Raw genomic sequence first — 12,631 nt, forward strand, 5'->3', positions numbered from 1 at the left:
ATTGTAGGAACGTTTCCCCATTAATAACGTGTATTAGAATAAAATTATAGAAGGGGTACAGTTAAACAGATAAAGTGGAGCAACTTGCTCAAGCCAAGAACGACGCGACAACCGCCAGGATCTTTTTATATGGATTTATTGGTGTCATTGTCCTGATTGCATTCCTGAATATACTGAACACCGTCAGCACAATGTCATTCTGCGTACCAAAGAATTTGCAGTTCTTAAAGCCCTCGGCATGACACAACGTAATGTAAAGAAAATGATTCTGTTGGAAGGCGTATTTTACGGCCTATACGCTGCGGTATACGGTAGTATACTCGGAACAGTATTGAGCTATGGTATACATCGTCTCTTCAAAGGTGCTGTCGATGTAGGTTGGACGATTCTAGGGGCAGCATTGTTCTTGCTTGTGCAGGTGCCATAGCAACAACGCTCGTTGCTACAGTTTGGCCGATGTATCGATTAAATCAAACGAGTATCGTTGAGGCTTTGAGAAAGGAAACGTAGATAACTATAAAATAGATTATCACTTAGAAAGTCGCATAGATCGCGGCTTTTTTTGTTTTAGAGATTCAAAAAAAAGGGGGTTGACTTTTCCTTTGGTTTAGGGGGGGGACTTGACATGCGTGTGTTATTATCAAAAAGTTGAAAGTTCTCCTCTACAGATTTGGAGAGAGAATGAGATAAGTATGCAAGAGGAGGTTTACATATACACATAACACAATGCGCTACCTGTCATGGCGGTTCTGGTAAACATTATTTCTAAGTAAAGGTATTCTGTAATGCTTTGTTTATGCTATGCAGTGAAAATTAGAAAGACACAGAGGAGTGAAGGTTTTGCAATCAGGAACTATTTCAGAAGAGCAAAAGGTCCCAAATGTTAAAGTTTTACCCATAATGTTCGCATTAATGCTTGCAGGTATCATAGGTACGTTTAATGAAACAGCAATTAATATCGCTATCAGCGATTTAATTAATCAGTTTGCAATTACGGAGTCCACGGTCCAGTGGTTATCAAGTGGTTATTTACTCACACTGGGAATTTTAGTTCCCCTTTCAGGATTATTGATACAGTGGTTTACAACGAGGCAACTTTTCCTGACATCAGTCATTATTTCAATCGTAGGGTCAGCAATAGGTGCTATGGCGGGAAGTTTCGATATATTGCTATTAGGAAGGATACTTCAAGCTGCTGGAGCAGCCCTGCTCTTTCCTTTGATGTTTAATACTGCTCTCATTATATTCCCAGCCGAGAAACGCGGAAAAGCGATGGGGCTGGTCACTCTTGTGTTCACAGCGGGACCTGCTTTAGGTCCAACCACCTCAGGTCTATTGATTGATAATCTGAGCTGGCACTGGATATTCTGGGTATCGTTAATGACTCTGGTGGTTGCTTTGGTGATAGGCGTTACATTTATAAAAAATGTAGCACCAATAACTAAACCACGTATTGATATTTACTCTCTGGTTTTGTCGACAATTGGTTTTGGAGGATTGGTTTACGGTATTAGTACTGCTGGAGAAGGAGATCATGGCTGGGGTAACCCTGTAGTCATTGTATCTCTGATCGCCGGTGTTGTTGCATTGATACTATTTGTCATTCGACAACTGAACATGAAAGAACCTCTTATGAACGTAAGAACACTTAAAAACCCGATGTTTGCCATCGGTACGGCGCTAGTATTCATTTGTATGAGTGTTGATCTTGCAGCGATGTTTGTTCTTCCTATGTTTTTGATTCGTGTTCTTGAATTAAGTGCTTTGACAGCTGGATTGACTCTTCTTCCAGGCAGCATCATTTCAGCTGTGCTTTCTCCTGTTGTTGGGTCGCTCTTTGACAAATTCGGACCTAAGTTTTTGGTAGTTCCTGGTCTAATTCTAACTGCGGCCACCCTATGGTTCTATTCTGATATTACGGTTGCATCGTCAATCGCATTGATTGTCGTCTTGCATACCTGTCTGATGGTTGGAATTATTATGGTGTGGATGCCTGCTCAGACGAATGGTCTGAATCAGCTACCTGCTGAGATGTACCCGGATGGTACGGCTATTATGAACACGCTGCAGCAAATTGCAGGAGCGATCGGGATTGCTATGGCGGTTAGTGTCATGACAAGCGGAGTAGGAGACTTTATGAACAATGTTGCTGATCCTTCAAACCCGGCTAATGCAACATTGGCTTTGACGGCTGGTATGCAGAACGCATTATTCTTCGTGATGTTTGTTGCCCTTGCCGGCCTTGTTCTTGGCGTATTTGTTAGACGAGTGAAAGTCCAAAAGTGGTCAGGAGACTCCGATTGGTCATAATGCTTCTCAAGAAGCATTGTTGATTCAACCACAGATTTATTAAAAGGTGTAAGAGCGAATAGATTATTTACGATTATCTATTCGCTCTTCTATTTCATTTGTTGGAGGGTGAACATCGCAAATGAAGAAGAGGTGAGTCTATGCATATGTCTGAAGCCGATCTCATAGAATTCCTTACATCGAACCCTCATGTGAAAATTCGAGAACCGCCTCGGGAGCCTTTACCTACTCAACGTCTTACATTTGATAGCCAAGCGGAGGAGCGCTTCTATAATAAGCGGGTTGTTCCTTTAATTATTGCAGGTTACCTTCATAAGCTAGAGCTTCATAAAACCTTTGAGATCATGCAGGCTGTGGAACACTGTGGCAAGAAGTATAAAAAAACGTGTGTATACACCTGATTTCTACATGGAACACAAAGATGGTTCTGTTGAAATCGTTGAGGTTAAAGGACGGATGATCAAAATAATGCAACGAGATTATCCTCTTCGTCGTCATATTTTTTATTTTAAAGTACTGTCTTCCAAATAACTAGAAGTTTATTGAGGTACATGATGATGAGATATAGCGCGAGGATGAATAACCCGAAATTGAATTGTATCGATATAAGAATAGTTTAAGAGTCTTTTATATCATGATCCATATTAAAATCTAATACGTGTAAAGAGGAGAGTGTTTGGAATGTCAAACCTAAGTAAAGTAATTTCACTTACCAATGAAGAGCAAAAACTTCTTCAGAATGCTACGGAATTAGTTCCATTCTTAAAGGAATATGGTACGGAAATTGATAAAAACATGCACATACCGGAAGAAGTTATCGAAAAGCTTTCAAGTGCAGGACTTTTTAAGCTCAGAACACCGAAGAAATATGGTGGATTTGAAGTTAGCATAAGGGCAATGATTGAAATTGTCTCTGAAGTTGCGAAAGGCAATGGTTCTGTTGGATGGGTGATTCAAAATTTAAATGGAAATAACTATAGTGCATCCCAGCTACTACCCTCAAATGTGGTAAGTAAAATCTTCAATCAAGTCAACGAAGTGAGATTCTGCTCGGTACTTCAAGCCATCAAAACAGTGGTGAGGAAAGTTGAGGGAGGTTATCTGGTTGAGTATGGTCGTTGGGCCTTTGGTTCCGGGTCTAAGCATGCAACACATGCATTGTTAAATTTAAAGGATGCGAGTGGAATGCAGCAAGATCCCAAAATGCAGCTTGCTGTTGTTCCCATGGATGAAATTAAAATTATTGATGATTGGCACACGATGAGCCTAAAAGGATCGGCAAGTAACAGTTTGGAAATGAATGATGTTTTTATTTCTGATGAGTTTGTCGCTTATGAGGATGCAGAGCAAGTTGATGAAAGCATGCTGCAGCATCTAAAAGGCGAAGACAGATTCAAACCTTATTTATTTTTGATAACCAGTCTCACAACAGGAATTAGCACAATTCTGGGACTTGCAAGAGGAGCGTTGGAACACTTTGTTGAAAAGGCACCCCATAAGGGAATAGCCATGACAATCCACAAATCCCAGGCAGAAATTGGACATATCCAGTACAAGGTAGGACTGGCAGCCATGAAGATCGAATCTGCTCATCTTCATATCCATCGATCCGTTGAAATTCTAGAGACTTATGAAAAGAACTGTGAGCTCCTAGATCAACAAAACTTCGCGCGGGTTCAAACGGATATTGGATATGCGGCAATGTTATGTTGGGAAGCCGTTGAAATGTTAGTGGTCGAAAGCGGCGGAAGTGTAATACTGGATTCGAACCGACTATCCCAAATATTCCGCGATATTCGTGGTGGGGCTAATCATGCGTTTACCACAGCTTCTACTTGCATGGAACTGTACGGAAGAGTGCTTCTAGGGCTGGAACCACAGCATATTGTAACGCTAAGCAGTACACATGTAATAAGAGATACTCATAAAAAGGAGCTAGTATAAGGAACTAACGACAAGCTAAGTCAGAATAAGTCTATTACATGAATAAGAAGCTACTGATCTGGGAAATCAGTGGCTTCTTATTTGTATATTGTCTGGTAAAATATTGTCACATTGTTCCTAGAATAAAGGTAAAGTTAAATCCATTATTCTTTACTTCACAACACGGTAAAGAAAATGAAAGACGTTGCTGTTCCTAAAACATATACCACAAAAATAATAAATGAATTTCGAGATTAATTCTGAAGCGCTTAAAAAATACTAAGTTAAACTCAAAATTGTGAAATTGGTTATGATACTAAGTTATAAGCGGTAGTAAGCCATTGAATGGTTGAAGCTGTCACTCCAAATTCCTGCATCAGTTCAGGCAATGCATTGCTTAACAAAGTTTCACTAAGAATTGCTATAAAAGCACCTATAACTAATGCTACCAATATCGGAGTTCTTTTGATTTTGTATAAATCGATCTTGCTGCTTGAAATAACGACACCGGCGGTACTCATTAAGTATTCTCCCTTTTCACATCGTCTACAAATGTAGACTAGATATACATTTGAGGATAATCATGCAAGTTTTCGAAAAAAATAATCATTATACTGAAATTCTTAAAAGATGAAATATTGATCTCACAATACAAAATGAACAGCAGGGTTCCGATGAAATTAATAGCTTTTTAATACATACCAAGGAGGATTATGATATGACATCCGAGAAGAACAGAACTTGATTTGAATGCATTTATAGCTCAGCTAACATATTTAGAGAGTTAGGATTACGACATGAGGTATTGCGCTCTTATTAAATTTTGAGCTAAATGAACAAATGATCTGAGCCTAGGAGTAAAGTATCTATTACTGTTTCCTGTTATCTTATAGGTAAAGTTAGAACGCAAGACCTTACGGATGGAAATCCAACTAAATCTCAGGGAAGTCAATTCCAGTTCTATTAACTAATTACGAAATTATCCTTAAGGTGATGTAGGAGAAAAAGGGGGATTCCTAATGTCCATGAGAACTAGCAAGTTGATCAAAGCTCCGCAAGAGCTGGAAAGTGCACCAGATAAAAAAGGAAGTCTAAAGCAGAACGGGTTATCCGTCATTAAATTTTATTTGCATACACAAGGTGATATAGGAACATGCTTCCTGAAGGAACATCTTTTGTTGTTTGTTAAATCGGGCATTTACACGGTACGTTTTAGAGATCAAGAGTATATCGTCCGGAGCAATGAAATGGTGTTTATTAACAAGTCTATGCTGGTTGAATACGAGAAATCAGGGGAACCCGGTTCTGAATACATGCTTAATTATATGATGTTTTTCCTGAATGAGAAATTGGTTGAGGAATTTGTCCAATTCGCTGGTTTAAAACCGATTTATCCAGTGAACGGTGAAGTTCCTGTATCCATTATTAAGGTTAATGACCTCACTCTATCTTACATTGAGTCTTTAAAACCCTATTTCGACAACCCAGACGATGTTAGAGATGCACTCGTTCGGATCAAGTTAATGGAACTTCTATTTCACCTGGTAGACTCAAATGATCATTTTCAATATCAACTGTTGCAACTATCTAACCATGATAGGAACAGTAGTATCGATAAGATTATGGAAGAAAATTTCACAAATCCCGTATCCCTCAATGATCTGGCTTATTTGTCTGGTAGAAGCCTGTCAACGTTCAAACGGGAGTTTCAGGCAATATATCATACCTCACCGTTGAAATGGATTCGCAATAGGAGGTTGGATAAAGCTAAGAAGTTACTGTTAGAGACGTCACTGTCTGCTACCGATGTCTGTTTCACTACTGGGTTCGAAAGCGTTGCTCACTTTTCCAAAGTGTTCAAACTTCGGTTTGGACTCCCACCGTCGGAGTTTAGACAACAGTTTAAGCGAAGAGAGGAGGGGTTGAAGGAATAGCATGTAATTTTCTGCTAAAAATATGTGATTAGCCTGTTTTCTTGGCAACTCATTCTTTTTCGATTTAAGTGTAGCGATAATATAAAATAAGAAGTTTAAAAAGGAGAAGATCGTATCTTGAATCGTTGGTTTAGGGATTTACTAATTATCAGACTTTTGAAATTAATTGAGTATGAAGAGGAAGAAATGTTCAAACAAATATATTGTAGTTTTCTTGAAAGAATAAAATAGAGGCTTAACAGAGGAATACGAACTGGTCCGGACATATTGTTCCGGCAAGACACAGAAAACGCACAATTAAAGATTCCACACAAATTAAGGAGAGAACGAAGATGGTTACGGTACTACTTATAGTTATTTACCTCGTATTTATAGGTCTCGGACTGCCAGATGCCTTACTTGGCAGTGCATGGTCCATTATGAAATTTGATATCGGCGCCGCAACAGAAATGGCAGGTTATATATCGTTAACGGTCTCGTTTTGTACTGTTGTATCCAGTTTATTTGCAAGTAGATTATTGCATAGATTTGGTACAGGAAAGGTAACTTTATTCAGTATTCTATCTACAACGATTGCCTTGCTTTGGTGTCAAAAACGAGGGGAGATTTGTGTCAATCAACAAGAACGGCAAAAACCTTAAAAACAAGGGGTAAAACCGATTTATATACATGTGTACAAAATACGAGTTTTGTGAATATGTATATAGAGAAACGCATAACAGCACGATTTTCCTCTCGTGATGTACATTGTACATTGACACAAAATCCCCTACTAAAATGACACAAAGTTCCCTACTTTAGTAGTTAAATCATACTTTTGAGTGACTTAGTTCTTTTTCTTCAAGCGAATGAGGTAATTTTTTTTATTTATCAAGCTAAGTAGGTAACTTTGTGTCACTCACCCAGTCAAGTAGGTAACTTTGTGTCATTCTCCCAGTCAGGTAGGCAATTTAGTGTCACTTACTTGACGCGCTCTACATTACTTATCCATATTATTGACTGCCTTCCTCATTTCCTCATCTGTTAAATGTGTATAGATCATGGTTGTTTGTATTGAGGAATGTCCTAATTGGTTTTTCAATCTAGGCACATCATTGTTCTCTAAATGATAGCGCGTTGCAAATGAATGTCTTAGAGAATGCACGGTTAATGCTGGTTTTCCAAAAGCTGAAGCATACTTTTCGATTAGTTTTTCAATAGATCGCTGCGTTAAACGTCGGCTTTTTCCTTTACGACCTATGGAAGCTGCAATAAACAAAAAGCTTTCGTTTTTTTCTGGGATATATCTGGATTCTCTAATCTGCAGATAATTTTCTAAATCTAGTAACGCTTGCTTGCTGAAATACACGTATTGTTCTTTATTGCCTTTTCGTATAACACGCACCAAAGCTTTGTTCATATCTAAATCTTCAATGTTAATACCTGCTACCTCAGAGAGCCTAAGACCAGAACCTAAAATGAGGGAAACAATAGCTGTATCTCGTTCACGGTTAAATTGATGGAAATTGAAAATACGTTTATTCTCTTTATTGATTTCTCCGAAATCATGAGCTATAAACTGCCTAAATGACTCAAAATCGTCTTCTCTAAGAATTTTCCCATCAATACGATTGGCAATGGTTTCTTGGCTTTCTTTAATCACGTTTAAATCCATTTTGGCCATAACATTGCGCTGGATATATGGTTTTAAGTCATTTGTTTCAGCTTTGTTCTGTAAGTAATCAAATAAGGATTTTAGTGAGGACAATTTACGGTTGATGGTTAGCTTGGCATTGCCTAGTTGATACTCCAAAAAAGATAGGAAATTTTCCACTTCACGAATCGTTAGTTTCTCCAAAGTAGCTAATTTAATGTTTTTACGGCTATCTTCAGTAAAATTTTCTGCAACTAACCAATCAAAAAAAATAATATAGTCATGGCAATAGTTCAGAAGCGTTGTGGGAGAAAGTTTTCGTTTTCTACTATCAATAAATTCCGTAATAAACCACGGAAGATCAGACAATTTTTCATCGATTCGATTCATGTAATGCATTTTCATTTGTTTATCCATATATGTATAACCTCCGTAAATTATTATACTTCAGTTATAAATATTCGTCAAAATTATATTTTACGTAATTATCAAATGAGGTCACAGTAGGTCGAAATACTTCCAAGTAATTAAACTGGTCTCTTCCTTGGTTTAGGTACATTATTATTTTCCTTATGATGTCGCGTTGCAAACGAATACCTAAGAGAATGTACTGTTAGAGACCACCCAGCACCTTAAGTCCACAAACATCTTTGCTTATGGCTATTAACAAATTAATCCCTGACTCGAAAAAATGTTTTTTTGAATATTGTCGCGCCCACATATTCCAGTTCTTAGCATGTAAGCCTAGCCACCATAAATGACGGGCAAAAATTAAGAAACGTATTAGGCCTTCCTCCTCCTGGTTTAAAAAGCGTATAGAGGAGTACCCTGAAATAAGCTCTTTCCAAATTTCAGGGGTCCCCCCTCTCCCAAAAGTGCCCCAGATTGCAGTCGCTAGATCATATATTCTCCACTGCCAACCAACATCTTCAAAATCGATTATCACAGTTTGTCCAAGAGTTGTTTGTATTGCATTTAAGTGGTGTGCATCCCCATGTGAGCATCCAAATAAAGATTCATCGTTATACTTTTCTAATATTACAGCTATTGTGCTTGTTAGTCGTTCAGTCAATAAGAGACTTTCACAATCATTGTAAGAATTTCTTATTGCGTCCAATGAGTTATATAGTAACTCATTAATTGTAATATCTCGGAGCCAACTCGGCTTCTTCATCTTATCCCAAATATTGTGTATATGACCAATTGAAGTGCCTAGTGAGAAGAAATTGGATTTATTAATTTGTAGTGCATGACCTTCAACAAACTCATAAGCCCTTGCCATAAATGCCACTTCATTAATTTGTATTATATTATTCTCTTCTTTGAGGGGACGTGGTACGGGAGCTCCTTCGCGAAATAGTGTTTGTATAGCAAGATATTCACGTTGTAATCTATCCAAAGAGTTGATAGGAAGAATCTTCAAAAGAAAATCTTCACGCGCTGTGATGGCTTTATATACATAACTTCTATTTAATGATAGTGGGAGTAATTCTTGAATTTTCATGTGTGGAAATATAGAATCAAGGTGAAATAACAATGTTTGAGTATTTGAATGATACTTCAATCCATTAACAACTCCATTCTATGACGTTCACAAATCCAAGGAAGTGTTGATACTCGTTGTAGCTGATTTGTACTTTCATGTAGCTTCGGTCCATTTCTCTTTAACTCTAATAAATCTAAATCGTAATTATCTGTTACAAAAGTTGAATTCTCAAAACCATCTTTAATGTTACCCAAAGAAAACTCTCTCAGCCCCACTAGTCCATAGCAAGGATAAATATAACCATCACCATCAATATATAATCTTAAATGATTTGCACACTGGTTAATTGGATTTTCTGGAATTGTGTTCCAAAAATTGCTTGTTTCACTTTTAATCGGATATATCGTAATGTCCATTGAATTAACAGATTCATAACTGAGAAACCCGTATTCCCGTAAAGTTGAAATCGAACCAATAATTCCGATTGGTCGGCGTAAATTTATTAATAATCTCATAAAGTCTTTAATTGATGTTAACTTTGCTAATACAAAGAGATTGTCTGTAGTTACTCCAACTGATGAGAGCAGCGAATCATCGCAAAGTGATTTTAGGTGAGTGTAGTTATGAAATGCTCGACTATATCTAAGGTTATTGAAAATGCGAAACCATTATTAATACGACCCAACTGCGGTCCGCTTAAGCGAATTCCCTCTTTGCAGAAGCGCAAGTTGTCGCGGGTTCGATAGATCTGGTCGGCCAGCACCGCTTTGGGATAATAACCAAATCTGGCGCGGTAACGCTCTACGGCGTCCTGCAATGTCTGCCCTTCGTTGTAGCTATCCCACGACAGATGCTCGCGGAAAGCGTAGCCGTTCACCACGCTAATCGCCAGCTTCTCTCCGAACTCGACGTTTGCCCTGGCTTTGCCGCGCACGATCGGTCTGACATGTGGCTGTGCGATACTGACAATCCGATCCGATATGCTGTGTGTCCGCTTGTCATACATCGTTTGCTGCTGACGATAAAGCTCTTGAATGACCAGCAGTTCCTTGTACAAACGCCGCGGCAGGCCGCTCGTCATATCGGCGAGTTCGGCGATCATGCGCAGATCACGGGAAACGAACCTGAGCTGCTTGCCGATCGCTTTTCGTATCGCGCGCGGCTTCACGCGCCGCTGCTTGGCAACCGCCAGATAGGCTTTGCGGGCACGCTCTCGGTATGTTCTGGGCTTGCGGGTCTTTCCACGTTCCGGTTCGTGCAGGATGTCGATGATCTTCTCCAGCTTTTCTCTGGCCTGATTCAGTAACGACAAATCCGTCGGGTAGGCGATATCCGCCGGCGCGCAGGTAGCGTCCAGCAGCAGTTCGCCCTCGTTCGTCAGTTCCATCTGCTGTGGCTGCGTTTCTGAAGGCTTACCGGACGCTGCGTCAGTTCCGCTGCCAGGTTCATCGTCGTCCGATGAATCATCCGACACTTGCGCGCTTCTTCCAGAGCGATCCATTCATTCACTTCATCCAGAATTTCGCCACCCAATCGCTTGCGGAAATGCGTCATGAGAGAATGATGAAACGGACGGCGGTACCGATATTCCGGCAGACCGAGGAAGTACTGCAGATACGGGTTCTCCAGAATCTGACGAAGTGTCTCCCGATCATCGGTGCCAAGCCGCTCCTGGATGATGAGTGCGCCGAGCGCGATACGGATCGAAACGGCTTTTTGGCCCTTGAGGCTTTTCTTGAAGTTTTTCGCATACTTCTCTTCGAGCATCCACCACGGAATCATCTGGGCCAGCAGCACCCAGCGGTTATCTTCTGCGAGCTTTCCGCCGAACGGCAGAAAAAAGTCGACGGGCAGGTTCATCTGGTTCTCGGTTCGCTGATACAGTCCTGACGCCTCCAAGTGCACGGTTTTTCACGGGGCTGCCCCGTTTTCCTTCGACATAAGAGGCCCTAAACCCTTGTGCCTGTTGGAGTTTTGATTCGTTCAGCAAGCCCTAGGTAAACCGTGTCCTATGGGCATCGGCGCACGTGTTTAGACTCCGATGCCGCGAGGCTCATTGTCAAGGCGAATACGTTGTTTACATGTCTTCGATGTACACGCCCTTGATAATCAAGGATTTTCTAAAAGCGAGTTGAGATAATTAACGAAAATATACGCTAAGTATTAAACGGATTAATGACCCTTTGGCGGCTCAAACATCATATTGTTTAACTGGTTCACAAAAATACCTTCGTTCGGGCCCGGGTTGTTTCGAAATACTTTCGCTTCTTCCACTAGAACCTCGTCCGCATCCGTACCAAGTACCTTCATCGTTTCATCAATGAATGATGCTAGTAGCATAGAGCTCGGATCGTTATTGAAATACGTTTGAACCCCTGGCGGCGCAATTTCCAGGATTTTCACCGATGTGTCTTTAAGCATGTACCGTTGGGATAGCGTATAGGAATGGAGCGCTGCTTTCGTCGTAATACAGAAACATGAAAATAATTCCAATAGGACGTAGGTTCTACTTTCTTGAAATTTTTGATTAGACTGGAAAGAGGCTAAGTCTACAGGTCATTAAAGTCAACCTAAAAACTTAGCCTCTTGATTTCATATTAAATTTTAAATAAACTTCAGTCTTCACATACCATTGTCTGCAAAGTCGATGAGACTACTATTTATTATTGCTGCTACATCCTTTTTGTAATCGTGTATAAAAAAATGATCCCCGTCAAACATATGAATTTTACAACTTTTGGACGTATAATCATGCCATTTTGCAACGTCAAAAATAGTGGCTCCCTTTTCTCTTTTTCCCCACAATACACTTATATCGCAGTCAAGCTTAGCGTTTTTTTCAATGTGCCTGTATGTGTCAGTAATTCTAAAATCCTCTCTGAGTATCGGTAAAAACAACTCCATTAATTCATTGCTTTTCAGAACCTCTTTGGGCGTGCCTCCCAGCTTAAATACCTCATCCACAAACTCCTTATCCGGCAAATCATAGAGTACCTTCTTCTTACTTACAAAACCCGGAGGATATCTGCCGGAAATAAACATATGGACAGGATATGGATGTCCGAGCTCCTTTATTCTATAGGCAAGTTCATATACAAGTACACTGCCCATACTGTGGCCAAACAACGCATAAGGTTGTTCTTCAAGGTTGCTTATGATAATACGGTGTATATCTTCAAGCGCTTCCTCAACACTTCCGTAAAACGGTTCACCAATCCTGCTGCCTCTTCCCGCAAGCTCAATCGGGAAAAGCTCAATCCTATCATGCAAGTATTGTTCCCAATATTTATATACTGCTGCAGAACCTCCTGCATACGGCAGACAAAACAATTTAATCTTATCCAT

Annotated in this window: 11 protein-coding genes and 2 pseudogenes; 6 read left to right on the forward strand and 7 right to left on the reverse strand. The window is 39.8% G+C overall.

Annotated elements, in window-relative coordinates:
• The first annotated feature begins 199 nt into the window (after positions 1-199).
• From NLX82_RS25295 to NLX82_RS25310, 4 genes are all read left to right on the forward strand, one after another.
• Entirely contained in the window at positions 200-427 is a 228-nt protein-coding gene (locus NLX82_RS25295; protein WP_226887817.1) for an FtsX-like permease family protein, read from the forward strand.
• A gap of 473 nt (positions 428-900) precedes the next feature.
• Positions 901-2,310, forward strand: coding sequence for a DHA2 family efflux MFS transporter permease subunit (locus NLX82_RS25300; protein WP_081326325.1), 1,410 nt, complete (start codon positions 901-903; stop codon positions 2,308-2,310).
• 140 nt (positions 2,311-2,450) lie between these two features.
• Entirely contained in the window at positions 2,451-2,711 is a 261-nt protein-coding gene (locus tag NLX82_RS25305; protein ID WP_023988693.1) for a hypothetical protein, read from the forward strand.
• Positions 2,712-2,991: 280 nt separating this feature from the next.
• Positions 2,992-4,254 carry an acyl-CoA dehydrogenase family protein gene (locus NLX82_RS25310; RefSeq protein WP_023988695.1) on the forward strand — a complete coding sequence of 421 codons (1,263 nt, stop codon included), beginning with the start codon at positions 2,992-2,994 and terminating at the stop codon, positions 4,252-4,254.
• A 293-nt stretch (positions 4,255-4,547) separates the two neighbouring features.
• On the opposite strand, the pseudogene NLX82_RS25315 reads toward NLX82_RS25310, so the two are convergent.
• Positions 4,548-4,754 (reverse strand): annotated as a pseudogene (locus tag NLX82_RS25315) (MFS transporter); the annotation flags it as partial.
• 498 nt (positions 4,755-5,252) lie between these two features.
• On the opposite strand from NLX82_RS25315, the gene NLX82_RS25320 reads away from it, so the two are divergent.
• Positions 5,253-6,167: a helix-turn-helix domain-containing protein gene (locus NLX82_RS25320; protein ID WP_069079925.1), complete on the forward strand. Its 915-nt coding sequence runs from the start codon at positions 5,253-5,255 to the stop codon at positions 6,165-6,167.
• 332 nt (positions 6,168-6,499) lie between these two features.
• Complete coding sequence (locus tag NLX82_RS25325; RefSeq protein ID WP_068938394.1) at positions 6,500-6,808, forward strand: hypothetical protein; 309 nt, start codon at positions 6,500-6,502, stop codon at positions 6,806-6,808.
• 338 nt (positions 6,809-7,146) lie between these two features.
• Here the strand turns inward: NLX82_RS25325 and xerS are convergent, their stop codons facing one another.
• From xerS to NLX82_RS25355, 6 genes and pseudogenes are all read right to left on the reverse strand, one after another.
• Positions 7,147-8,217, reverse strand: coding sequence for a tyrosine recombinase XerS (xerS, locus tag NLX82_RS25330; protein ID WP_023988768.1), 1,071 nt, complete (start codon positions 8,215-8,217; stop codon positions 7,147-7,149).
• A gap of 196 nt (positions 8,218-8,413) precedes the next feature.
• Positions 8,414-9,364: a phosphotransferase enzyme family protein gene (locus NLX82_RS25335; protein ID WP_023988769.1), complete on the reverse strand. Its 951-nt coding sequence runs from the start codon at positions 9,362-9,364 to the stop codon at positions 8,414-8,416.
• Positions 9,361-9,702 (reverse strand): SPASM domain-containing protein, encoded by a 342-nt coding sequence (locus NLX82_RS25340; RefSeq protein WP_254349226.1) that lies wholly within the window; start codon positions 9,700-9,702, stop codon positions 9,361-9,363. Before NLX82_RS25340 ends, NLX82_RS25335 begins: the two co-directional genes overlap by 4 nt.
• A gap of 260 nt (positions 9,703-9,962) precedes the next feature.
• Positions 9,963-11,170, reverse strand: a pseudogene (locus NLX82_RS25345) (IS5 family transposase); the annotation flags it as partial.
• 288 nt (positions 11,171-11,458) lie between these two features.
• Positions 11,459-11,779 carry a short-chain dehydrogenase gene (locus tag NLX82_RS25350; protein WP_023988770.1) on the reverse strand — a complete coding sequence of 107 codons (321 nt, stop codon included), beginning with the start codon at positions 11,777-11,779 and terminating at the stop codon, positions 11,459-11,461.
• Between the two features lie 129 nt (positions 11,780-11,908).
• A complete protein-coding gene (locus NLX82_RS25355; RefSeq protein ID WP_023988771.1) occupies positions 11,909-12,631 on the reverse strand; it encodes a thioesterase II family protein in 723 nt (240 codons plus the stop codon).

This window comes from Paenibacillus sp. A3M_27_13, assembly GCF_024213315.1.
In the GTDB taxonomy this organism is placed as follows: Bacteria; Bacillota; Bacilli; order Paenibacillales; family Paenibacillaceae; genus Paenibacillus; species Paenibacillus polymyxa_B.